Raw genomic sequence first — 25520 nt, forward strand, 5'->3', positions numbered from 1 at the left:
AATGAAAGAACTATTACAAAATGGATGTAATTAGTTGAAGGTGAGAGAAGGGAAAGAAAAAAATGATTCGAGATATATTCACGAAAAACAGAAAAAAACGAGCGGTGACGATGCCTTCCAATGATGCGAAGAATGATGTGCCGGAAGGTCTTATGACGAAATGCCCGGAATGTAAAACGATCTTATTGACGAAGGATTTGAACAAGTCTCTTAAAGTTTGCACGAAGTGTGACCATCATTTCAAAATGACAGCTGCTGAACGGGTAGCGTGTCTTTTTGATGAAGATACATTTAAATCCATAGATGATCAATTAAAATCGGAAAATCCATTGCAGTTTCCATCTTATATGGAAAAGATTGAAGCAGATGCCGTTATAACGGGATTGAATGAAGCGGTTTTAACAGGAACGGGTCATATTGACGGGCAGGAAGTCGCTGTAGCCATTATGGACGCTCATTTCCGAATGGGATCAATGGGCTCAGTCGTAGGTGAAAAAATAACCCGAGCGGTTGAAAAAGCGACGGCGTTAGGTATTCCAATGATTATCTTTTCAGCTAGTGGCGGTGCACGTATGCAAGAAGGGGTCTTGTCGCTTATGCAAATGGCGAAAACAAGTGTTGCCCTTAACCGTCATGCCGAAAAAGGCTTGCTTTACATATCCGTCATGACTTACCCAACAACGGGCGGCGTTTCGGCAAGCTTTGCATCAGTGGGCGATATTAATCTGGCGGAACCGAAAGCACTCATTGGCTTTGCGGGTAGACGTGTCATTGAACAGACGGTTAGAGAAAAACTGCCGGAGGATTTTCAAACGGCAGAATTTTTACTTGAACACGGTCAATTGGATGCCGTTGTTCATCGCGCTCAATTAAAAGAAACGCTTTCCAAAATTTTGCGATTGCACATCAGGGAGGCGAAAGAGAATGAGTAAAACATTAACATTTGAAGAGCCAGTCGTAAAGTTACGAGAGAAAATTATGGAGCTTGAAGAATATACTGCATCTAACGAGGTAGATCTCTCCGTTGAGATTAAAACATTGAAAAATCGATTAAAAAATTTAGAAGTAGATATTTATAGCAATATGACGCCTTGGGATCGTGTTCAAGTGGCAAGGCACCCAGACCGTCCAACGACGATCGACTATATTCAACAGCTTTTCGAAGACTTTGTGGAGCTCCATGGGGATCGGACGTATGGAGACGATGCTGCAATTGTTGGTGGAATTGCATCTTATGAAGGGATGCCCATTACGGTGATCGGTCACCAACGAGGAAAAGATACGAAGGAAAATGTGAAACGTAATTTTGGTATGCCGCATCCAGAAGGCTATCGAAAGGCATTACGTTTAATGAAGCAAGCGGAAAAGTTTAAAAGACCTATTATTTGTTTCATCGACACAAAGGGTGCATATCCAGGAAAAGCCGCTGAAGAACGTGGGCAAAGTGAAGCGATCGCACGTAATTTAGTGGAAATGGCAGGACTTACTGTGCCGGTTGTGTCTATTGTTATAGGAGAAGGGGGAAGCGGTGGAGCGCTAGCCCTCGGGGTTTCCAACCATATCCATATGCTTGAAAATTCCACGTACTCGGTGATATCCCCCGAAGGAGCAGCTTCAATTTTGTGGAAAGATGCAAGTCTTGCAAAGCAGGCCGCGGAAGCGATGAAAATTACTGCACCGCACTTAAAAGAAATGGGCATTATAGATGAGATCATCCCTGAAGTGTTAGGGGGTGCGCATCGTGATCCGAATGCGCAGGCAACCCAAATCGGACATTCCATCCGCCGCTCACTCGATCAACTTTGCGGGCTTGATGGAATGGAGCTTGTAGAAGATCGTTATACAAAGTTCCGTGAAATCGGTGTGTTTTCCGAATAAGAATTGTAGAACTCGAAAAGAGGAGAACCAGGTTTAAATTGCTTTTTAGTTTAAGCCTGGTTTTACCGTTTTTTTTGCACGAACTCAACCAGCATTAAAATGGTTACATTTTGGAGGAGTGATTCGAATGAAAAAGATCGCTGTACTTACAAGTGGCGGAGATGCACCAGGCATGAATGCAGCTGTGCGTGCAGTTGTCCGTAAAGCGATTTTCGAGGGACTTGAAGTAGCGGGTGTTTTTAATGGGTACCAGGGCCTCATTGAAGGTAAAATTGAATTATTGCAGCTTGGATCGGTTGGAGACATTATTCACCGCGGCGGCACGATGTTACGAACTGCTCGCAGTCCGGAGTTCCACACACTAGAAGGTCGTGAGGAAGCACTTGAACAATTGAAGAAAAATGATATCGAAGGACTTGTCGTGATCGGAGGAGATGGTTCTTTCCGCGGGGCGTATGAGTTAGCGAAGCTTGGTTTTCCATGCGTTTGTGTGCCCGCAACAATAGATAATGACATTAACGGCACCGAGTTTACGATTGGGTTTGATACAGCACTCAATACGGTAATCGATGCAATTGATAAAATTCGAGACACAGCTACTTCTCATGAACGCACGTTTATCATCGAAGTAATGGGACGTGATGCTGGGGATCTTGCGCTATGGTCTGGACTAGCTGCTGGTGCGGAGACAATCTTGATCCCGGAAGAAAAATATGAAGTGCCCGCAATTATTGATCGACTTAGAAGCGGTACGGGTCGAGGGAAGAAACATAGCATTATTATTGTTGCTGAAGGTGTGATGACAGCCGCAGAACTAGCTGTCATACTTAAAAAAGTTGCGGGCATTGAGACAAGAGTTTCAGTACTCGGCCACATTCAACGCGGCGGCTCTCCTTCTGCACGGGACCGTGTCATTGCGAGCCAATACGGCGCACGAGCTGTTGAAGTACTAAAAGAAGGAAAAGGCAGCGTTGCAATTGGCATGCGTAAACACCGAGTGATAGACTATAGTTTGGAAGATGTTTTTGAAAAAAATGACGAATGGGAAGCAGATCTATACAAGCTTTCTAAAGAGCTTTCCATCTAATAGTATAAAGGGGCGATTGGGATGCGAAAAACGAAAATAGTTTGTACAATTGGTCCAGCAAGTGAGTCACCAGAAGTTCTTGAGCAGCTAATTGATGCAGGAATGAATGTTGCGCGTCTAAACTTTTCACATGGTAACCATGAAGAACATAAAAAACGAATTGAAACGATTCGGGAAGTAGCAAGAAAGAAAGGGAAAATCGTCGGTATTTTACTTGATACGAAAGGTCCTGAAATTCGAACACATGCGATGCGAGATGGTCAAATCGAACTTGTTTCGGGGCAACAAATTGATATTTCCATGCAAGAAGTATTGGGAGACGAAACTGTTTTTTCAATTTCTTATGATCAATTAATTGAAGATGTAGACGAAGGTGCGACGATTCTTTTAGATGATGGACTAATACAATTAGAAGTGATCGGAAAAGACATAGCACAAGGTCGAATTCATACACAAGTGATGAATACAGGTGTTTTGAAGGATAAAAAAGGTGTCAACGTACCTGGTGTATCCGTTCAACTTCCGGGCATGACGGAAAAAGATGCGGAAGACATCTTATTCGGTATTCGAGAAGGCATTGACTTCATTGCGGCGTCTTTTATCCGTAGACCTTCCGATGTCATGGAAATACGAGGGCTTTTAGAGAAAAACAATGGTTCCCATATGCACATCATTCCGAAGATTGAAAATGAAGAAGGCGTCATGAATATCGATGAAATTTTAGCGATTTCGGACGGTTTAATGGTTGCGCGCGGTGATTTAGGCGTTGAAATTCCCGCCGAAGAAGTCCCGCTCGTTCAAAAAAGGCTCATCGAAAAATGTAACCAAGCAGGTAAACCTGTCATTACCGCAACGCAAATGCTAGACTCAATGCAACGCAATCCGAGGCCAACACGGGCTGAAGCAAGTGATGTTGCGAATGCGATTTTGGATGGTACGGATGCAATTATGCTGTCAGGTGAAACGGCAGCTGGGATTTATCCAGTCGAATCTGTTTTAACGATGGACAAAATTGCGCGTACAACGGAGGGGGCTGTTGATTACCGAACAGTCGTTAATACCCGTCGACGTGAGAAGCATGGAAATATGACAGATGCCATTGGGCAAGCTGCCGCTTATACAGCGATCAATCTCAAAGTTAAAGCAATTCTTGCGCCGACGGAAAGTGGGCAAACTGCAAGGATGATTGCTAAATATCGCCCAGGCTGTCCAATCATCGCGATGACGTCAAATGAAAGCCGTTCCCAGCAACTAACACTTGCTTGGGGGGTTTATCCGATTGTTGGTGAAAAAGTAACGTCGATAGACGGCATTTTACAGGAAACGGTCGAAGAAAGTGTGAAGCATCAGTACGTTGGGCATGGCGATGTCGTCATTATTACTGCTGGCGTTCCTGTAGGTAAGGCCGGGACGACAAACTTAATGAAAATTCATGTGATCGGAGACATGCTTGCACGCGGACAAGGGATCGGAAAAAATGTTGCATTTGGTAAGGCTGTCGTCGTTACAAATTCGCATGATGCGCTTCAGCAAGATACACAAGGAGCGATTATTGTAACGAATGGATCTGATCGTGACATGATGCCTGCGATTGAAAAATGTGCGGGATTAATAACTGAAGAAGGTGGGCTTACGAGTCACGCGGCAGTAGTTGGTCTCAGTTTAGGCATACCTGTGATCGTTGGTGTTGAAAATGCAACGAAACTTATTGCACATAACCAAGACGTCACAATGGATGCTGAGTCAGGTGTCATTTATAATGGTCATGCAAGTGTTTTATAAGGAAATAGACGGGCTGCTTTCGAATTTTAGAAAGCAGCCTTTTTTGGAGGTATACTTTGATGAAGTGGCTAATCATTTTATTTATTGCAATCCCGGCAGCTGAACTTTTTTTGCTGATCTATTCAGGACAAGAACTTGGGCTTATGCCAACAATATCGATCATTTTGTTAACCGGAGTGGGCGGCGCTTATTTTGCGAAAAAACAAGGCTTGAAAGCTTTACATGATTTGAAAAGTCGAATGGCGACAATGGAAACACCCGGGAACGCCCTGATCGATAGTGTGTGTATTTTTTTCGGTGGTTTACTATTAATTATGCCGGGCTTTATAACAGATTTTGTCGGATTCCTACTGCTATTTCAAGGACCTAGAAATCTTATTCGACCAGTCATCCTAAAATGGATTTATAAGAAAATGAAAAATGGTCAAATTACGATATTGTAAACAAGGGATGCTGCTTCACTTTAAAAGCAGCGAAAAGAAGGAAAGGTGTCAATAGAATACCGGGTAGGCCAAATAGATACACGGAACAAGCTGTTATAAAGAAAGCATGAATGGGCTTCAAATGGAAAGTTGAGGCCCACATATACGATTCGGCAATTTGTCGAGTAATCATCGTGAAAACATAAAGTAAAATGAGCGAAATGCCGATAAAAAATTGATCTGTATAGAGGAAAAAGGCAGCCATTGGCAGAAGGAATAACCCGATTCCAAGAAATGGCAAACTGTCTGCTAGTGAAATTAAAAATGCCGTTCCGACCGGTGCTTGAAATTGCAGGAAAAAGAAGCCGATCATTATGATTAAAAAAGTTAAAAAAACTAATCTTGCTTCTACTGAGATAAAAGTGCCTACCAATCTACTTGCTTCTGAAAATATATTTTTTGCTGGACGGCGAAGTCTCGTTGGAAAGTAGACGAGAAACCAGAGACGATTTTTTCCTGATTCACGTAAAGCAAAAAAATAGGCAATGAGAAAAATAAATACGCTAAACAATTGCTGGAATGTTGTACTGATGAAAGTAATCCCATACTCGAGCAACGCATGTCCGTATTCAATTACTTTGCCCTCTAAAAATGTTAACATTTGGGCAACAAGATCTGTATTCGTTGTAAAGGGTGCAATGTGCAGCTCCACAATTGGCAATATATCCATTAGGCCTGTCAGCGCCATAACAATAGATGCACTAAATAGACTAATCATTAAAATCATGACAAATAGTGCGCATAATGTTAATGGGAGTTTTGTAACTGTCCGCATCGCACTGACAAGCGGGGCGGTAAAGTAGGCAACGATAATGGCAATTGCAACAGGAGGCACGATAAAAAGAAAAATACCTGCTAATAATGCAGGAAGCCAATTAAGCATTTTTGATCGAAAAATGCTATATTTCTGACGATCCACAGCTCTTTTTCATCTCCTTTTTAGACTATATAAAAAAGTATGTAAAAACAAAAACGTGCGTTTTCATTCACAAAACTGACAATATTGATTATAATGATCATTGAAAGCATTTTTAGAGACTACCTTTCCAAAATAGAAAACACTCTCTAACGTTAAGGACCAGCGAGGGGGGACGGGAAGTGCTTGCGGAGCAACGTGCTTGGCCCGCTTGTATGCGGGAGATGTTGCGATGAAGAGAAGACCTTCCAGGAATTACAAGGGAAGGAAGTCCGCTGCTATTATTATCAGGCCGTTGATCCTAAAGTGTACATACGAACCGATTAACGGATAACTGAAAGAAGGAGCGATAGTTATGACATCCACAAAAGGGTTGGAGGGAGTTGTAGCGACACAGTCAGCAATTAGTTCTATTATTGATGACACACTTACATACGTCGGCTATGACATTGATGACCTAGCAGAGAATGCCAGTTTTGAAGAAGTAGTTTACCTTCTATGGCATCAGCGTCTGCCGAAAGAAAATGAGTTGTTAGAACTTAAAAAGCAATTGGCGGCTGAAATGGCCGTGCCCAAAGAAGTTCTAGCTCATTTTAAATCATATGCAATCGATCAAGTACATCCAATGGCGGCTTTGCGCACAGCAATATCCCTCCTCGGATTATACGATGACAAAGCAGAGGATATGTCCAATGAGGCGAATTATGAAAAAGCGATTAAACTTCAGGCGAAAATTGCAACAATTGTCACTGCTTTTTCACGTATTCGCAAAGGACTTGAACCAGTTGCACCTAAAGTGGAACTCGGCTATGCAGCAAACTTTTTATACATGCTTTCTGGACAAGAGCCAGAGGAAATTGCAATCGAGGCATTTGATAAAGCGCTTGTATTACATGCAGACCATGAATTGAATGCATCTACATTCACAGCACGTGTGTGTGTAGCTACCCTTTCAGATATGTATTCAGGAATCACAGCTGCGCTTGGTGCGTTAAAAGGTCCACTTCATGGTGGTGCCAACGAGGCGGTCATGAAAATGCTTACGGAAATAGGTTCTGAAGAAAAGGTTGAATCGTATATCCGTGAAAAATTGAATAACAAAGAAAAAATCATGGGCTTCGGCCACCGTGTTTACCGTCAAGGTGACCCGCGTGCGAAGCATCTTCGTGAGATGTCAAAACGCCTGACAAAGTTGCGCGGTGAAGAGAAATATTACAATATGTCGAGAAAAATAGAAGAGATCGTCACGGGTGAAAAGCAGTTGCCGCCGAATGTTGACTTTTACTCGGCGTCCGTATACCATTCACTTGGGATCGATCATGATTTATTTACACCGATCTTTGCGGTATCTCGCGTATCTGGTTGGATTGCGCATATTCTTGAGCAATATTCAAACAACCGTTTAATTCGTCCGCGTGCGGACTATACAGGTCCAGGCATGCAAAAGTATGTACCAATTAATGAAAGATAAAAAGAGATCGAAACTGACAACTGAAGGGACGATGCAATCATGTATCAGCCCTCAGATTTTGAAGCAGGGAGGAAATTGGAATGTCGAACGAAGGTAAAATTGTAGTAACAAACGGGGTTTTAAATGTTCCAGATCAACCAGTGATTCCTTTTATTATTGGTGATGGTACGGGTCCTGATATCTGGCATGCGGCTTCTCGTGTACTAGAAGCGGCAGTCGAGAAAGCATACAACGGACAGAAAAAAATTGTTTGGAAAGAAGTTCTTGCTGGAGAGAAGGCATTCAATGAAACTGGTGAATGGTTGCCGCAAGAAACACTAGATACAATTGAAGAGTACCTAATCGCGATTAAAGGACCTTTAACAACGCCAATCGGCGGCGGGTTCCGCTCATTAAACGTTGCGCTTCGTCAAGAGTTGGATCTTTACACTTGCTTGCGCCCAGTTCGTTACTTTGAAGGTGTCCCATCTCCGGTAAAACGTCCTGAAGATTGTGATATGGTCATTTTCCGTGAGAATACAGAAGATATTTACGCGGGCATTGAATACCAACAAGGCTCTGCAGAAGTCAAAAAATTAATTGATTTCCTACAAAATGAAATGGGTGTTGACAAAATCCGTTTCCCTGAAACTTCCGGAATTGGTATTAAGCCAGTTTCTGAAGAAGGAACAAAACGTCTTGTACGCGGTGCTTTGAACTATATTATTAGAGAAGGCCGTAAGTCATTGACGCTCGTTCATAAAGGAAATATTATGAAGTTCACAGAAGGTGCATTCGCTAACTGGGGTTACGAAGTTGCTGAACAAGAATTCGGTGACAAAGTGTTCACTTGGAGACAATATGACAAGATTAAAGAAGCTGAAGGCACCGACGCTGCAAACAAGGCACAAGCAGATGCGGAAGCAGCAGGGAAAATTATCGTTAAAGATGCGATTGCAGATATTTTCCTACAACAAATCTTAACGCGTCCAAAAGAGTTTGACGTTGTTGCAACAATGAACTTGAACGGGGACTACATTTCTGATGCACTTGCTGCGCAAGTCGGCGGAATTGGAATTGCACCGGGTGCGAACATTAACTACGATTCAGGACATGCTATTTTTGAAGCAACGCACGGTACAGCTCCGAAATATGCAGGTCTCGACAAAGTAAACCCATCATCTGTTCTTCTTTCAGGTGTCCTTATGCTCGAACACTTGGGATGGAAAGAAGCAGCAGATATGATTACTGCTTCGATCGAAAAAACAATTGCATCTAAAGTTGTCACGTATGACTTTGCACGTCTAATGGACGGCGCAACAGAAGTAAAAGCATCTGAGTTTGCAGATGAATTAATTAAAAATCTATAAGTTTTATAAGTTGCAAACATAAGGAGAAGGGTGTAACCTTCTCCTTATGTTGTATTTAATTTAAAGGAGGAATTCCTTATGACAATGAAACGAAAAAAAGTCTCGGTAATTGGCTCCGGATTTACCGGTGCGACAACAGCATTTCTTCTAGCGCAGAAAGAATTATGTGATGTTGTTCTTGTAGACATTCCTCAAATGGAAAATCCAACGAAAGGGAAAGCGCTTGATATGCTTGAAGCGAGCCCTGTTCAAGGTTTCGATGTAAACATTATTGGGACATCTGATTATAATGAAACGAGAGACTCAGATATCGTCATTATTACTGCTGGAATTGCACGTAAACCAGGCATGAGCCGCGACGACCTTGTTCAAACAAATCAGAAAGTCATGAAAGCCGTTACGAGCGAAGTCGTAAAGCATTCCCCAAACACGACAATTATTGTATTAACAAACCCTGTTGATGCAATGACTTATACTGTTTATAAAGAGTCCGGATTCCCGAAAGAGCGTGTCATTGGACAGTCGGGTATATTAGATACTGCGCGGTTCCGTACGTTTGTAGCGCAGGAGTTAAATCTTTCTGTAAAAGACGTAACAGGTTTTGTTCTCGGTGGACATGGCGATGACATGGTACCACTCGTTCGTTACTCTTATGCTGGTGGTATTCCGCTTGAGAAACTAATACCAGCGGATCGTCTAGAAGAAATTGTGGATCGAACACGAAAAGGCGGCGCGGAAATTGTGAACTTGCTAGGCAATGGTTCTGCATACTACGCACCTGCTGCAGCGCTCGTTGAGATGGCAGAAGCGATCTTAAAAGATCAGAAGCGTGTTCTGCCTTCAATTGCTTATCTTGAAGGTGAATACGGTATGGATGGTATTTACTTAGGCGTTCCAACGGTTTTAGGCGCAGGTGGAATCGAAAAAATTATTGAACTTGATTTAACAGACACAGAAAAAGTTGCACTTGGTAAGTCAGCAGATTCCGTAAGGGCTGTTATGAACGTTTTAGCATAAATTTAAAGTGATAATAACGAGCGGCGCTATGCCGCTCGATTTTTATTATAACTATTGATACACTATTACTAATAACGTTTGGAGGGGGAATACAGTTTGATATTGGGGAAAAAGCGGCGAATCGGTAGAAAAATTGAGGAAATGTCCGTTGGTGAGAAACTCAAACTAACTGAAAAAATCGAAGACAAAGATTTGCTTCTCTACTTAGGCTTAACAAATGATGGTAACCCACTGTATATTCAGCATGACTTTGCCTCTCAAACAGCTTTTGAAAAACCAGTTGTACCAGCTATTATGTTAATAGGCGTAGTAACATCGGCAGTGTCCAAGTATTTGCCGGGTCCAGGTTCCCATGTCATCGAACAGCATCTATCCTTTCCAAAACCCGTCTTTCATTATGCGACGATCGACTTTTTATTGGAAGTTGTTCAAGTCAATAAAGAAGAAAATCAAGTTGTCATTCAAGTTGAGGCAATAGATGAAAATGAAGACATCGTTATATCGGGAACGGTTTCAGTCGTTCCTCCGAAACTTGTTGAAAGACTAATTTCTGAAGCGATGGAAAACTTTTAATTGGAGAATGGTAGACAGATGAATGTAGAATCACAGAAAATCCTAATTGTAGAAGACGAACAGCCCATCCGTACACTATTAGAATATAATTTGCAGAAAGTTGGGTACGAAACGGTTCTTGCTGTAGATGGAAAAGAAGCGATTGAAAAAGCAGAACAAGAAAATCCAGATTTAATTTTATTAGATTTAATGCTTCCTAAAATGGATGGAATTGAAGTTTGCAAAACGTTGCGAAAAAAAGGGATTCCGATCCCAATCATTATGCTAACAGCGAAAAGTGATGAGCTAGATAAAGTTTTGGGACTTGAAATTGGTGCTGATGATTATATGACAAAACCATTTAGTCCAAGAGAAGTGCTAGCGCGAGTAAAAGCTGTTTTAAGGCGAAGTGGGGAACGGAATGAGCCGGTCGCTGTATCAACGACTTTAAAATCCGGTTCTTTAACGGTTTATCCGGATCGATACGAAGTGTATTTAAATGATCAAGCATTAGATTTTACACCGAAGGAATTTGAACTGCTTGTCTATTTTATGCAAAATAAAAACATCGTGCTATCGCGCGATCAACTATTAAGTGCAGTATGGAATTATGATTTTGCAGGGGATACAAGAATTGTAGATGTTCATGTTAGCCATTTAAGGGAAAAAATTGAGGAGAATACGAGAAAACCTACTTATATTAAGACAGTGAGAGGAATCGGTTATAAATTCGAGGAGACCAAACTGTCATGAAAGGTTTTTATAGTCGTTTAGTCATGGCCTGCGCTATCCTTTTTTCAATACTATTAACTGGTCTTGGCATTGTCCTAGGCCAGTTTTTTCCATTATTTGCTGATGATATTGAATTGACAGTTCGAGTGAAATATTGGATTTTTCTTATCACAATTTTAATCATTGCCTTCTTGCTCTCAATGATTATAGCAGCAAAAATGATGCGGCAGTACGCAAAGCCTGTGGATGAAATAACGAAAAAGGCCATTCAAATTGCAAAGGGGGATTATTTTACTCGCATTCAAACGGAAGATCCGGAATATGATTCGGAATTAGCAAATGCTATCAATACAATTGCAGTAAGTCTGCAAGAAATGTCGACACACCAAACGACAGAACAAGAACGGCTAAAAACCCTTATTGAAAGTATGGGCAGCGGTTTGCTTACATTTGGACGGCAAGGATTTGTCAATTTGGCAAATGGTGTATTCGAAAAGACATTTGGCTTTTCAAAAGATGAGTTGGTCGGGAAAACAGTAAAGGAAATTGGATTACCTGCCGATATTGCCCATTTGATTGAAGAAGTGTTTATGACTGAAAAAGTTCACGAAAAACAAGTGCGGATCCAGTCAGACAGCGGCTATAGTATCTATATGAATGTTTACGGGGCTCCGGTTATTGGAATTCATGGTAATTGGCTTGGGATCATTGTTGTGATGCACGATATTACGAAGCTAATTCGTTTAGAGGAAGTGCGAAAAGATTTTGTGGCAAATGTCTCACACGAACTGCGCACTCCGGTGACATCGATTAAAGGTTTCTCGGAGACGTTATTAGATGGCGCAATGGATGACCCGGAAATCCTTAAGGAATTTCTTCAAATCATTCAAAAGGAAAGCGAAAGACTCCACGTGCTCATTAAAGATTTGCTTGTATTGTCGGGTGCCGAAAGAGAAGGGTTTTCGCTGCAAATCGCTCCTGTGCATATTAAACCAATGATTGATGAAGCATTAAAAATAGTTCTTGGGAAATTGAAACGTAAAGAGATGAAAGCCGTAGTACATGGGTCAGACGATATTGTGATTCAAGGGGATGAAAGCAGACTGATGCAAGTGATGGTCAATTTGCTAACGAATGCGATTAGTTACTCGAGGGAATTGACGACGATAACGATTACAATTGAACAAGTGGATACAAGTGTGCTCATTTCCATAAAAGATCAAGGAATTGGCATTAAGCAATCCGAACTCCCGCGATTATTTGAACGCTTCTATCGAGTGGATCGGGCAAGAAGTCGGGATTCTGGTGGAACGGGACTTGGTTTGGCAATCGTTAAGCATCTTGTTGAAGCACATCACGGAACGGTTGAAGTAGAAAGTACGATTGGGGTTGGAAGCGAATTCCGAATTCAACTACCATTACAACAACCACATTAACGATCCGAAGCCGGGTCGTTTTTTTTTTTTTTTTGAAGGATATGAAACTTTTAAGCTGCTTGTTCGTAAAAGAATTATACATACAATAAGGGGGCTATTACATGGGTACACGCCGATTAATGATGGCGATCGGAATGGCGGTTGTTGGCATTCTGCTCATCATAGTTGGATTTACAACATGGTATACAGTTGATGAATCGGAACAAGCTGTTGTGATTACTTTCGGAAACGCAGACGCCACAATAACAGATTCTGGTTTGCACTTTAAACTGCCATGGCCGATTCAGCATGTTGAAAAATTGTCGAAGGAGACCTACAGTCTTCAATTCGGTTATAAACAAGATGCGGGAGGAGAACTCGTATCGTTCGATAAGGAAACAAAAATGATTACTGGAGACGAATATATCGTTCTGACAGACCTTGTCGTGCAGTGGAAAATTACGGAACCGCAAAAATATTTGTTCAACTCACAAAACCCGAAGGAGATTTTACATGATGCAACGTCAGCCTCAATTCGTTCTGTTATTGGAAGCTCGACCATTGACGCGGCATTAACCGACGGAAAAGCGGAAATTGAGGCGCAAACGAGAGAATTATTAACGACATTGATTGGAAAATATGATATCGGAATCGCGATCCAAGGCGTCAAGTTACAAGACGTTGAACTACCGAACGATGAGGTTCGGGCTGCATTTACAGCAGTTACGGATGCCCGTGAAACAAAAAATACGAAAATAAACGAAGCACAAAAATATGAAAACCAAAAGAAAAACGAAGCGATGGGAGAAGTTGACGCGGTTAAATCACGTGCCCTTGGACAGAAAACAGCCCGTATTGAGCAAGCGCGTGGGGATGTTGCACTCTTCTCAAAGCTCCATTCCGAATATGTAACGAATAAGGCAATTACAAGACAGCGTCTCGTCATGGAAACGTTAGAGCAAGTATTGCCGAAAGCTAAGATTTACATTATGAACGACCAAGGGGAAACGGTTAAGTATTTACCACTGCAACAATTGGAAAACCAAACACCTCCGCCAGCAAATAACGAGGAAGGGGGCAAGAAAGAATGACGAATAATAACCAAAATCCATTTAAAAGTATAGAAGAAAAATTCAAAGAACGTGGGCGGTCAAAACAACAAAAAGGCGGTGGCGATTCAAAGATTACAAATATGCCTAAAAAACCAGTGGATGTTAAAAAATATGCGAAACCAGCTTTCGTCGCTACAATACTCTTTGCGATCTTGGTCATTGCAGTAGCCAATATATTTATCGTAAAAGAAAATGAGTATAAGGTCGTCCGTCAATTTGGGGAAATTAAACGTATCGTAAAAGAACCGGGTATCAATATGAAAATACCTTTCATTCAAAGTGTCACTTCTCTTCCGAAAAACCAAATGACGTATAATGTCTCAGAAGCAGAAATTAACACGAGGGATAAAAAACGCATCATTATTGATAATTATGCGGTGTGGAAAATAACAGATCCTGCGAAAATGATTGCGAATGCTAGAAATATTATTAATGCTGAAATGCGTATGGAAGAATTTATTTACTCTGTTGTACGAACAGAACTTGGTCAACTCAATTATGTAGAAGTCGTCAACGATGAAAATTCTTCTCGCGGAAGTTTAAATGACCGTGTTACGGAACGTGTGAATGCATTTTTAGAAGAAGGTAATTTTGGTATTGAAGTGATTGATGTCCGCATGAAGCGCATTGACCTTCCCGAGGAAAACGAGCACTCTATTTATACACGAATGATCTCTGAACGTGAATCGACTGCACAGACGTATTTATCCGAAGGAGATGCTGCAAAACGAAGAATTGAGGCGGAGACAGATCGTGAAGTTCAAGAAATGCTGGCAACTGCTAAAAAAGAAGCCGCAATTATTCACGCAGAAGGTGAAGCTGAGGCTGCAAAAATTTACAATGAGACCTTCTCGAAAGACCCAGAATTTTATAATCTCTATCGAACACTACAATCCTATACAAAAACTGTCGGCGATGAAACGATGATTATTATTCCGGCCAATTCACCATATGCGAAAGTATTAACGGGTTATTTCGAGTAAACATGACCTTTCGAATAGGATCCTGTTAGCATTTTGATATGACGAAGAAGGCGGCCTTTAGAATTGACGCAACGTTTTAGAGCGCTTATACTATAACCTACAATTATAAATGTTTCACTTCCTTTAAGGGGAGTAGCTATCCAGCAAAGTCGTCAATACGAGGTTTTTCCTCCGGCTTTGTTGACAACGACAGTTGTTTGCGAGACCTTACCGATTATTTGGTGAGGTCTTTTGTCTTTTTTAAGGTGATTTGATCCATCATTGGTACTATCACCTTGTTTTATTTTATTTTTATTGGAGGTTACATTTTGTCTACGTATGAAACGCTAGCCAAGACGGTCCATATTGATGGGAAGAATCGTTTAATCAGTTACGGTGATGCATTAGAACATATCGGAACAGGCAGAAGTGCATTCGTGTTTAGAATTCAGTCATCTGGGAAAGCCATTAAAATATTTTTTCCGGCTTATTCCCATATTGCGAAAGAAGAAGCTGCTATTTATAAAATACTTCAAGATATTCCTTATTACCCGGCAATTTATGAATCGGGATTGAATTATATTGTTATGGATTATATCGAAGGGCTTACGCTTTTTGAAAGATTGTCTAAAGGAAAGATCATTACGAAAGCGCATATAAAAGAAATTGATCATGCCTTATCCTTGGCGGCGGAACGGGGATTGAATCCATCTGATATCCATTTACGAAATATTTTTCTCACTGACACCGATGAAATCATGATCATTGATGTGGCACGATTTAGACAAATGAAAGATTGTAGACAATGGATGAATTTGAAAAAAGCTTATGATCAGTTGTATACAAAATGTTTTTTTCCGAAGAAAGTGTCTTCTCATTTTCTGAATATCCTTGCGTTTCTATATAAAAAAGGATGGATCCCATCATATCGGGCATGATCACTCGGTGGATAAAGAGTTGGATAGATCAAGGAAAAGAAGGAGGAAATATGCAAAGTGACTGAATCTAAAGAATGGCTGGCAGAAGAACTAAAAAAAGTAGAGAGTTGGGAGAAAGATCAAAGCGGTTTATGGTTTTGGGAAAAGATTGGGCGTTATCCCTTTAAGTTAATTGATAAATGGACACCGAATTTTATACAACAGAAAATCGGATTATTGTTGGATGAGCTTGGTAAGTATATTCAAACTGGCGGGCGTTATTTAAGTTCGGCTTCCAAGATTCCTGATTATTATCCCACGATGATGATCGGGACATTGGAAGATGTTCAGAAGCTTTCCATCTCTACAATGGATGATACGGTTGAAAAAATAACAAGCAATAGAAAAAATCTTGCGGCGCTGCAAGGTGCGACTACTGGCATTGGCGGCGTTTTCACGTTAACGGTTGACATCCCGTTGTTACTTGGTTTGCAATTAAAGACGTTACAAGACATTGCCCTTTGTTATGGGTATGATCCAAATGACAAAGAAGAGCGTTTGTTTATCGTAAAATGTTTACAATTTGTTTCCGCCGATATTGTCGGGAAACAAGCGATCTTGACGCAACTGTCTAACTTCAATGATCCAACTGCTGCCTCAAAACGCGAAGTGCTTTCTGAGATGCAGGGCTGGCGTGAAGTTGTTTTTTCCTATCGGGATGGAATGGGTTGGAAAAAGCTTTTTCAAATGATCCCTATAGCAGGCCTAGTGTTTGGTGCGTTCATTAATCGTTCGGCACTTAATGATATTGGGGAAGCAGGCAAAATGCTTTATCGGAAAAGAAGAATTATTGAAAGAATAAGGAAGTCTGAGACTGTGTATTGATTCCCACCAATTGGCCATACAGAAAAGTCTGCTTGGCCTTATTTATAGTATCGCATGACACGTCATTTTCATTTAACCTGCCTGAAGTGGTAAGATAAATGAAGATGACGTTCTTTTTTGATTAAATATAGAACGATGAATGAGGAGTGGTTGATTCGATGACGACTAGAAAGAAAATCGTCTTATTGGACGGCAATAGCCTTGCGTATCGGGCATTTTTCGCATTGCCTTTATTAACAAATGATAGCGGGATCCATACGAATGCTGTCTACGGATTTACGATGATGTTGCAAAATATTCTTGCGGATGAAAAGCCGACACATATACTCGTTGCATGGGATGCCGGAAAGACGACATTCCGTCATAAAACATTTGGAGAGTATAAAGGAGGCAGGCAAAAAACACCGCCTGAGCTATCCGAACAATTCCCTTATTTACGAAAACTATTAGAAGCTTACAACATCCCGCAATACGAGCTTGACCAATATGAAGCGGATGACATCATCGGCACGCTCAGTCAGGCAGGAGACGGGGAAGAGATGGAAGTCGTTGTCATTTCAGGGGATAAAGACTTAACACAGCTTGCAAGTGAGCATACAACTGTCTATATTACCCGCAAAGGCATAACGGATATTGAAAAATTTACACCGGATCATGTTTTTGAAAAGTATGGCATCCAGCCGCATCAAATTATCGACATGAAAGGATTAATGGGAGATCCTTCCGATAACATTCCAGGCGTCCCAGGTGTTGGTGAAAAAACAGCATTAAAGCTATTGAAGGAATTTGGTTCGATCGAAAAAGTTTATGAATCCCTTGGAACAATTACGGCCAAAAAATTAAAAGAGAATTTAACAGAAAATGAGCGTCAAGCTTTTATGAGTAAAGAATTGGCGACAATTGAGGTGAACGCACCGATTACTGTTTCACTTGATGAGTTATCTTACAGTGGGCCGGATATGGAAAAAGTAGTTGATATTTACAGCGAACTAAAATTCAAAACATTATTAGATAAAATTGCACCGGAAGCATCCTCGGAACCGATGGCCGAAATTGAAGTGAAGATTGTATCTGAACTTACGGACGCGGATCTGAAAGGTGTAATGGCGTTCCATGTTGAAATGATGGACGAAAATTATTTAACAGCAGACATTCTAGGCTTTAGTTTGGCGGATGAAGATCAAGTACTATTTGCCCCGACATCTGTTGCGCTTGAATCTGAAGCATTCAAAAACTGGTTGCAAGATGAAACAAAAAAGAAATTTACATCGGATTCTAAAGCAGCCTATGCTGCCCTACTAGAACGTGGAGTTGAAGTACAAGGTTTGGAATTCGATCTTGTCCTTGCGGCGTACATTGTCAATCCATCCCTCTCTCAAACGGATGTTGCATCCATTACACGCGAATTTGGCTTAACGGATGTTGAGCAAGATGAGGTGGTCTATGGAAAAGGCGCCAAAAAATCCGTACCATCAGAACAAGAAGTCGCAGAACATGCAAGCAGAAAAGCAAAAGCCATTTGGATGTTGCGTGCTAAATTAGAAGATAGACTAAAGGAAAATGGCCAATTTGAGCTGTATCATGAACTTGAGCTTCCGCTTGCAAAGATTCTTTGGAAAATGGAATCCACTGGCGTGAAAGCAGATCTGCAAACGTTGCAAAATATCGGGGCAGAACTAACAGCAAGACTTCAAGAGCTAGAAAAAGTTATCTATGAAATGGCTGGAGAAAAATTCAACATTAATTCTCCCAAACAGCTTGGTGTCATTTTATTTGAAAAAATTGGTCTTACACCAATTAAAAAAACAAAAACAGGCTATTCAACGGCAGCCGATGTACTTGAAAAACTTGAAAGCGAACATGAAATTATCGGTCATATTTTAACGTACCGTCAATTAGGCAAACTGAATTCCACTTATATTGAAGGGTTATCAAAAGAAATCCATGAGGATGGAAAAATTCATACGCGATTCCAGCAAGCTCTTACAACGACTGGACGTTTAAGCTCCATTAATCCAAACTTGCAAAACATACCGATCCGCTTAGAGGAAGGCCGGAAAATTCGGGCTGCCTTTGTCCCATCGGAGCCCGGTTGGTATATGTTTGCAGCAGACTATTCCCAAATTGAGTTGCGCGTACTTGCACACATTTCTAAAGACGAAAAGTTAATTGAAGCGTTCAGGGAAGGAGCGGACATCCATACGAAAACAGCGATGGATGTATTCGGTGTCGGTCAAGAAGAAGTAACGTCTAACATGCGCCGCGCCGCAAAAGCTGTTAACTTTGGCATTATTTATGGAATTAGTGATTATGGTTTATCGCAAAACTTAAACATTACACGAAAAGAAGCAGGGCAATTTATCGATACGTATTTAGCGAGCTTTCCAGGCGTCAAGCAATATATGGATGATATCGTGGCAGATGCAAAAATGAAAGGATATGTCACAACACTCTTAAATAGAAGACGTTATTTACCGGAAATTACAAGTTCGAATTTCAATTTAAGAGGTTTTGCTGAAAGAACTGCGATGAACACACCGATCCAAGGAAGTGCGGCAGACATCATTAAAAAAGCGATGATTGATATGGCGGAAAGACTTAAAGAAGAGAATATGCAAACACGCATGCTGCTACAAGTACATGACGAGTTAATTTTCGAAGCGCCCCAAGAAGAACTTGAAAAACTGAAACAAATCGTACCAGAAGTGATGGAAAATGCGATCTCGTTAAAGGTGCCGCTTAAAGTTGATTGGGCGTATGGTTTGTCTTGGTATGATACGAAGTGAGGGAATGCTATGCCTGAATTGCCAGAGGTAGAAGGAGTTGTTCGTGCACTGCAACCTGTTTCGATCGGTCAAACCATTCAATCTGTAACTGTATCTGAAACGGTCATTGAATCGAAGCAGCTTGGTAAAGAAACAATCATAAAAGGAATCCCTGTTGAAGAGTTTGCAGAACAGTTAGTAGGAATGACGATTTCCGAAGTGACGAGGAGAAGCAAATATATTTACTTCCAATTAATGAAAGACGAAAAAACCTGTTTGCTTGTAAGCCATCTAGGCATGTCTGGTGCTTGGTTTTCAGTTGAAACGGTTGACCAAATACCCGAAGCGAAATTTAGGAACCATGCCCATGTCATTTTGACATTGGGCAATGGTCGATTACTCGTCTATTCAGATATTCGCCGCTTTGGGGAATTAAGACTTCTAGGCTGTGAATCAGATCATCCGTCGCTTCTTAAAATGGCACCAGAACCATTTGACGAAGGGGCTTGTGAATATTTTCTTTCAATGGCAGCTACACCAAAATACCATAAGAAGCCGATTAAAGAAGTGATCATGGATGGGCATGTCATTTCGGGATGCGGCAATATTTACGCGACAGAAGCGTTATTTAAGATGGGCCTCCATCCTGCTAGAACAGCGGATCGAATTAGCGAAAAAAAGAAAAAGGAATTATTTCGCGTAATTGTTGATGTTTTACAGGAGAGCATCGATGCGGGAGGCAGCTCTATTTCTGATTACCGGAATATCAATGGACAGGCGGGGACGATGCAGGATCGGCTTAAAATGTACGGCAGAAAAACTTGTCCAGATTGCGGGAAAGAGACAAAAAGTATGAAAATTGCCGGTCGAACGTCCGTTTATTGCCCAGCTTGTCAAAAGTAATGCGAGGGGATTGTGGCTAAAGTGATTATCGGATTAACAGGAAGTATTGCTAGTGGTAAAAGTACTGTGTCCAAGATGTTAAAGGAAAAGGGATATCCGATCGTTGATGCAGATGAAATTGCGCGGTTAGTCGTTGAGCCCGGCAGTCCCACACTATTAGAGATTCAACAACAATTTGGGATGGAGTTTATTCGTGAAGATGGTTCGTTAAACCGAGAACGGCTGGGGGAATGGATTTTTACACATCCTGCCGAACGCGAAAAACTAAACGGCATCATTCATCCCGCTATTCGTAAAGAAATGTTGTCTCAAAAAGAAAAATGGATCGCAGCAGGCGCGGGCACGATCATTATGGATATTCCACTTTTGTTTGAAAGCAAACTGGAATCATATGTTGAAAAAATACTTGTCGTCTCCGTTACACCAGAAGTGCAATTAAGGCGGCTTATGGATCGAAATGTGTTATCGGAAGAAGAAGCCAAAAAGCGGATTCAATCACAAATTCCGGTGGCGGACAAAGAAAAACGGGCAGATGCTATTATTCATAATAATGGTACATTGGCGGAAACGGAGCGTCAATTAAATACGCTAATTGAGGCATGGAACATCTAACCCAAAACAACGCAATGGCGAGAATATTCTATTTATTCATTAGAGACTTTCATTTTGTTTGAAATATGTTATACTAATTACCATATGATATAGAAAAAGTATAACACAGACGCGGGAGGACTTGAATTATGGCTACTTCAATTGCGATTAATGGGTTTGGACGAATTGGTAGAATGGTATTTCGTCAAATGATTCTTGAGGATGATCTTAATATTGTTGCGGTGAATGCATCTTATCCGGCGGAAACATTGGCACACCTTATTAAATATGATACAAATCACGGTACATTTGATGGTGAAGTAATTGCAGAAGATAATGCATTAGTTGTAAATGGTAAGCGTGTGAAATTGATCGCTGAACGTGATCCTTCAAAACTTCCTTGGAAAGAGCTTGGCGTGGACATTGTAATTGAAGCAACGGGTGTCTTTAATGATCGTGAAAAAGCTGCACTTCATCTAGATGCCGGCGCGAAAAAGGTATTATTAACAGCTCCTGGTAAAAATGAGGATGTCACAATTGTTCTGGGTGTGAACGATGACAAGCTTGACATTAAAAAACATGAAGTCATTTCGAATGCGAGCTGTACAACAAACTGTCTTGCACCAGTCGTAAAAGTATTGAATGATTCTTTCGGAATTGTAAACGGCTTAATGACGACGGTTCATGCTTATACAAACGACCAGAAAAACTTGGATAATCCGCATAAAGATCTTCGTCGTGCACGTGCATGTGCACAGTCAATCATTCCAACTTCAACAGGCGCTGCGAAAGCATTGTCTCTTGTACTTCCAGAACTGGAAGGGAAAATTCATGGAATGGCATTACGCGTACCAACACCAAACGTTTCCCTTGTCGATCTAGTTGTAGATGTCGAGAAGGACGTGACTGTCGAAATGATCAACGAAGCATTCCAAAAGGCTGCTGAAGGACCACTTGCGGGTATTCTTCGTTTCACAACAGAGCCGCTTGTATCGATCGACTTCAACACATCTTCAGAGTCTGCCATTATTGATGGACTTTCAACAATTGTTATGGGTGATCGCAAAGTTAAAGTACTTGCATGGTATGATAATGAATGGGGTTATTCTGCACGCGTTGTTGGATTGACAAAAAAAGTAGCTGATAGTTTAAAGTCAATCGCTAAAGAAGACCTTAAAATGAACGCCTAAAATAAATGTGATGAAAAGCGTCCTACCAAGACGAGATGACGGTAGGACGTTTTTCTCGTTCTATTGAACTGAGGGAAAGATTTACTTGAAAAACCTATCCCTATATGGTTTTCTGTTATAATAATACTACTATTTACGGAAAAGCGGTGGAAACAATTATGAAATGTCCAGCTTGCCATTACAATGGCACCCGGGTCGTCGATTCTAGACCGGCAGAAGAAAGCAGATCGATTCGGCGTCGCAGGGAATGTGAAAAGTGCGGGTTCCGTTTTACGACGTTCGAAAAGGTGGAATATATGCCGTTAATTGTCGTGAAAAAAGACGGTTCACAAGAAGAGTTTAGTGGTGAAAAACTATTACGCGGGCTTCTGCGAGCATGTGAAAAACGACCGGTTCCTTTGGAGGATTTAAAAAACATCGTCTACTTGATTGAAAAAGATCTAAGAAGTTCAGGTGTTTCGGAAATTCAATCCGATCAAGTCGGTGAAATGGTGATGGAACGGTTAGCGGATGTTGATGAAGTCGCGTATGTCCGTTTTGCATCCGTTTATCGCCAGTACAAAGATATCGACTTTTTCATCGAGGAATTACAGAAGTTGCAAAACCGAAAAAGCTGTGAAAAACTAGAGGATGCTCAACGTAAAACAGACTAACAGTCGAGTGTGGGACAGCACCTAAAAAGGAGGATGTCGATGGCGGCACTTTATAAAGAACTGCAACCCGTAGATGTTTATAAAATAAGGTTGTCACATCCATTTTCGGACTATGATCGACAATTGCTTACATTATTTTACCAGCCGCTCATCGGTTCTCAAGCGATGAGCCTTTTTATGACACTGTGGGCAGATGCGGAGCAGCCTTTTAAAAAAGAATATACACATTATCATTTAATGAATACATTAACATTGCCTCTTGGTCCGATTTTCGAAGCGCGTATTTCTCTTGAGGCAATTGGACTTATGCGAACGTATCAAAAAACTGAAGGCGCTATTCGAGAATTTGCATATGAATTGTTGCCTCCATTAGATGCAAAAACCTTTTTTGCAGACCCTCTACTATCTACATTTCTTTTTAGTAAAATTGGCGAACAGTCATATCGTAATTTACGTACCCGCTTTATGGTCAACAACGAGGTAGAAGCAGGTTTTAACGATATATCTCGAACATTCCTTGATGTGTATAAGCCTGTTCAAGTAGACTTCGCATCCATGAGCAATGAGCCATCACAGTTTGTAGGAAAGAAAGCATCAGAAGGTATTCCTTTTGAACAAAATGATTTTGATTTTGATTTTGATCTGCTTCGATCGGGTTTATCAGAGCAAATGGTACCACAGTCTGCATTGTCGTCTATTTCCAACGACCTCATTGCAAGACTTGCTTTTCTATACTCACTTACGCCATTAGACATGCAGAAAGTTATCATGATGGCGCTAGATGATCAGTTGCAGTTACCTGAGGAACGTTTGCGAAAAGCTGCAGCAGAGTTTTATAAATTACATGTCTCTCAGGAAGCGCCAATTTTACACAAAGTGTTTCAACAGACAGTGCCGAAAATGCCGGAAAGGCCTGTAACACGTGAGGATGAATTAATTTTTTACTTGGAAAACACGCCTCCAATCGAAATGCTAAGAGATATTAACGGGAAGGAGCCACTTTCAGTAGATGTGAAATTGGCGGAAAAGCTTATTAATACACACGGGTTTTCTGTAGGGGTCGTCAATGTTTTACTGCAGTACGTCTATTTAAGAAATGACGGAAAATTAACGAATAATTACGTGGAACGGATCGCTTCCCATTGGATGAACAAGGGGATTAATGACGCAAGGGCTGCTTTAGAAATTTCCAGAAGAGAACAAGACCAATATTTAAAATGGAAAAATGAAGAACAGAAAAAGCAGCCGTCTAGAAGAAAAAAGACAGCTTCCCGTGAAGAGAAAATACCAGAGTGGTTTTATAAAAAAGAACAAAAACCGAAAGATCAGGCACCAGCATCTGACCCTGCAATTGATCAGAAACGCCAGGAATTATTGAAGAAAATGAATGCACTTAGAAATGAGGTGGAATGATTTGGAGAGGATTGGAGAAACGATGAAACGTGTTGTGAAAGCACCCGACTTTGTCAAGCGCTATGAACAGCTCCGGGGTGAAGTGATGGAGCATCCTGGCGTGCAACAGTTTTTATCGGCTCATGCCAGTGAAGTCAACAAAGAAATCGTGGATCGAAGTCTTGGAAAGCTATATGAATATGCAACATCTTCTCACGGCTGCGGCCGTTGTACGGATTTGTCTAACTGCGTAAACATGTTAAAGGGCTTTGAACCGAAATTGGTGTTAGCGCAAGGGCTCATTGACGTAGATTATACGAAATGTCCAAATAAACAACTAGACGATGAACGGCGAAATGTCTCAAAAATGGTTGATAGTCTGTACATGCCGAAAGATGTGATGGAGGCACGCTTGCCTGACATAGATATTTTTTATGATGACAGCAGAGTGCATGCCGTAGAAGCAGCTCATCGATTTTTAACGAATTTTGACCAGACAGGGAAGCTGCCTGAACGCGGCTTGTATATTTACGGTCCTTTTGGCATCGGAAAGTCCTTTATACTAGGCGCACTTGCAAATGAATTGGCCAATCGACGGGTTCGAACCGTCGTCGTTTACGTACCTGAATTTTTGCGTGAAATGAAACAATCCATTCAAGATCAATCACTAAATGAGAAGATTGATTTTGTGAAAAATGCACAAGTACTTATGCTTGATGATATTGGGGCGGAAACGATGTCTACTTGGACACGCGATGAAGTATTAGGAACGATCTTGCAACATCGAATGGCTGAAAAACTACCGACCTTTTTCACATCAAACTTTGATTTTGAAGGGTTGGAGCATCACTTGGCCTATACGCAGCGCGGTGAAAAAGAAGTGGTGAAGGCTGCACGCATTATGGAAAGAGTTCGAGCAGGTTCAATCCCTATTCAATTAGATGGGGAAAATAGAAGAGGACATTAATAATGCCTGTCTGGAAAAGTTCCGGACAGGCATTATACAGTCATCGTATTTTGTTGTGTGATTTTCATTGCATTGTGCTTGGGTTGCGGCACTATTCATACTATGGACGATTACTTTAAACTTATACGAAAAAATTCAAGCTTGCAATATATTGAAAACAGGCGTATACTCATTCTTAATTAAAGGTAAATGCATAGAAGAGGATAATAATTGATTGATTCATCTTACCAGAGAACAAGGTCAATGGCTGGAAACCTTGAGGAATGAATGATCGATTTACCACCTCTGAGCAGCATCAGTGAACAGTAGTAGTTGATGCCGGTAACGGTCCGTTAGCCGCAATCGAGCTTCGTCTTTCCGATGCTTTTTTGTCTAGCACTAGCGTCTAGACGCTACCGCTTTTCGGGAGCATTCGGACAGAAGGAAGAAGGGTGGAACCACGAGCACAGCCTCGTCCCTTTTATAGGGACGGGGCTTTTTTGTCGTTTTGTAAAGTTCGTAA

General features: G+C 41.1%; 23 protein-coding genes and 1 other annotated feature. Of the genes, 22 read left to right on the top strand and 1 reads right to left on the bottom strand.

Annotation, left to right across the window (positions count from 1 at the left end; translation table 11 throughout):
- Positions 1–110: 110 nt before the first annotated feature.
- The 5 genes from accD (at position 111) to AU377_RS01075 (ending at position 5190) form a co-directional block, all read left to right on the top strand.
- Positions 111–932 carry an acetyl-CoA carboxylase, carboxyltransferase subunit beta gene (gene accD, locus AU377_RS01055; protein WP_253724362.1) on the top strand — a complete coding sequence of 274 codons (822 nt, stop codon included), beginning with the start codon at positions 111–113 and terminating at the stop codon, positions 930–932.
- Positions 925–1878: an acetyl-CoA carboxylase carboxyltransferase subunit alpha gene (locus AU377_RS01060; protein WP_067402790.1), complete on the top strand. Its 954-nt coding sequence runs from the start codon at positions 925–927 to the stop codon at positions 1876–1878. The genes accD and AU377_RS01060 overlap by 8 nt, the downstream gene beginning before the upstream one ends.
- Positions 1879–2005: 127 nt before the next feature.
- Positions 2006–2965, top strand: a complete 960-nt coding sequence (pfkA, locus tag AU377_RS01065; protein ID WP_067402793.1) for a 6-phosphofructokinase — start codon at positions 2006–2008, stop codon at positions 2963–2965.
- A 21-nt stretch (positions 2966–2986) separates the two neighbouring features.
- Entirely contained in the window at positions 2987–4747 is a 1761-nt protein-coding gene (gene pyk / locus AU377_RS01070; RefSeq protein ID WP_067402796.1) for a pyruvate kinase, read from the top strand.
- Positions 4748–4806: 59 nt separating this feature from the next.
- Positions 4807–5190 (top strand): FxsA family protein, encoded by a 384-nt coding sequence (locus AU377_RS01075; protein WP_067402800.1) that lies wholly within the window; start codon positions 4807–4809, stop codon positions 5188–5190.
- Here AU377_RS01075 and AU377_RS01080 read toward each other — a convergent pair.
- Positions 5177–6148, bottom strand: coding sequence for an AI-2E family transporter (locus AU377_RS01080; protein WP_067402802.1), 972 nt, complete (start codon positions 6146–6148; stop codon positions 5177–5179). The genes AU377_RS01075 and AU377_RS01080 overlap by 14 nt on opposite strands.
- A 352-nt stretch (positions 6149–6500) precedes the next feature.
- Between AU377_RS01080 and citZ the strand changes: the two genes are divergently transcribed.
- From citZ to dnaI, 17 genes are all read left to right on the top strand, one after another.
- Entirely contained in the window at positions 6501–7616 is a 1116-nt protein-coding gene (citZ, locus tag AU377_RS01085) for a citrate synthase (RefSeq protein WP_067402805.1), read from the top strand.
- A gap of 80 nt (positions 7617–7696) precedes the next feature.
- Complete coding sequence (icd, locus tag AU377_RS01090) at positions 7697–8965, top strand: NADP-dependent isocitrate dehydrogenase (protein WP_067402808.1); 1269 nt, start codon at positions 7697–7699, stop codon at positions 8963–8965.
- A 78-nt stretch (positions 8966–9043) separates the two neighbouring features.
- Complete coding sequence (gene mdh, locus AU377_RS01095; protein ID WP_067402811.1) at positions 9044–9982, top strand: malate dehydrogenase; 939 nt, start codon at positions 9044–9046, stop codon at positions 9980–9982.
- Between the two features lie 96 nt (positions 9983–10078).
- Positions 10079–10555 carry a MaoC/PaaZ C-terminal domain-containing protein gene (locus tag AU377_RS01100; RefSeq protein ID WP_067402814.1) on the top strand — a complete coding sequence of 159 codons (477 nt, stop codon included), beginning with the start codon at positions 10079–10081 and terminating at the stop codon, positions 10553–10555.
- An 18-nt stretch (positions 10556–10573) separates the two neighbouring features.
- Entirely contained in the window at positions 10574–11287 is a 714-nt protein-coding gene (locus tag AU377_RS01105) for a response regulator transcription factor (RefSeq protein WP_067402817.1), read from the top strand.
- Complete coding sequence (pnpS, locus tag AU377_RS01110; RefSeq protein ID WP_067402820.1) at positions 11284–12702, top strand: two-component system histidine kinase PnpS; 1419 nt, start codon at positions 11284–11286, stop codon at positions 12700–12702. Before AU377_RS01105 ends, pnpS begins: the two co-directional genes overlap by 4 nt.
- Before the next feature lie 101 nt (positions 12703–12803).
- Positions 12804–13772: an FtsH protease activity modulator HflK gene (hflK, locus tag AU377_RS01115; protein WP_067402823.1), complete on the top strand. Its 969-nt coding sequence runs from the start codon at positions 12804–12806 to the stop codon at positions 13770–13772.
- Positions 13769–14776, top strand: coding sequence for a protease modulator HflC (hflC, locus tag AU377_RS01120; RefSeq protein WP_067402826.1), 1008 nt, complete (start codon positions 13769–13771; stop codon positions 14774–14776). Before hflK ends, hflC begins: the two co-directional genes overlap by 4 nt.
- A gap of 308 nt (positions 14777–15084) precedes the next feature.
- A complete protein-coding gene (locus AU377_RS01125) occupies positions 15085–15693 on the top strand; it encodes a serine/threonine protein kinase (RefSeq protein WP_067402828.1) in 609 nt (202 codons plus the stop codon).
- Positions 15694–15750: 57 nt separating this feature from the next.
- Positions 15751–16557: an EcsC family protein gene (locus tag AU377_RS01130; protein WP_067402831.1), complete on the top strand. Its 807-nt coding sequence runs from the start codon at positions 15751–15753 to the stop codon at positions 16555–16557.
- A gap of 158 nt (positions 16558–16715) precedes the next feature.
- A complete protein-coding gene (gene polA / locus AU377_RS01135; RefSeq protein WP_067402834.1) occupies positions 16716–19343 on the top strand; it encodes a DNA polymerase I in 2628 nt (875 codons plus the stop codon).
- 9 nt (positions 19344–19352) lie between these two features.
- Positions 19353–20225, top strand: a complete 873-nt coding sequence (mutM, locus tag AU377_RS01140; RefSeq protein WP_067402838.1) for a bifunctional DNA-formamidopyrimidine glycosylase/DNA-(apurinic or apyrimidinic site) lyase — start codon at positions 19353–19355, stop codon at positions 20223–20225.
- A 21-nt stretch (positions 20226–20246) separates the two neighbouring features.
- The gene (coaE, locus tag AU377_RS01145; protein WP_067402841.1) at positions 20247–20837 is read left to right on the top strand and encodes a dephospho-CoA kinase; all 591 of its coding nucleotides are present in this window, start codon (positions 20247–20249) and stop codon (positions 20835–20837) included.
- A 128-nt stretch (positions 20838–20965) separates the two neighbouring features.
- Positions 20966–22006, top strand: coding sequence for a glyceraldehyde-3-phosphate dehydrogenase (locus AU377_RS01150; RefSeq protein ID WP_067402845.1), 1041 nt, complete (start codon positions 20966–20968; stop codon positions 22004–22006).
- A gap of 158 nt (positions 22007–22164) precedes the next feature.
- Positions 22165–22659, top strand: coding sequence for a transcriptional regulator NrdR (gene nrdR / locus AU377_RS01155; protein WP_067402848.1), 495 nt, complete (start codon positions 22165–22167; stop codon positions 22657–22659).
- Between the two features lie 39 nt (positions 22660–22698).
- Positions 22699–24072 (top strand): replication initiation and membrane attachment family protein, encoded by a 1374-nt coding sequence (locus AU377_RS01160; protein ID WP_067402851.1) that lies wholly within the window; start codon positions 22699–22701, stop codon positions 24070–24072.
- A 1-nt stretch (position 24073) separates the two neighbouring features.
- Positions 24074–25018: a primosomal protein DnaI gene (dnaI, locus tag AU377_RS01165; RefSeq protein ID WP_067402853.1), complete on the top strand. Its 945-nt coding sequence runs from the start codon at positions 24074–24076 to the stop codon at positions 25016–25018.
- 185 nt (positions 25019–25203) lie between these two features.
- Positions 25204–25480: a binding site (T-box leader), on the top strand.
- Positions 25481–25520: the final 40 nt, after the last annotated feature.

Source organism: Sporosarcina sp. HYO08, from assembly GCF_001563475.1.
Taxonomy (GTDB): Bacteria; Bacillota; Bacilli; order Bacillales_A; family Planococcaceae; genus Sporosarcina.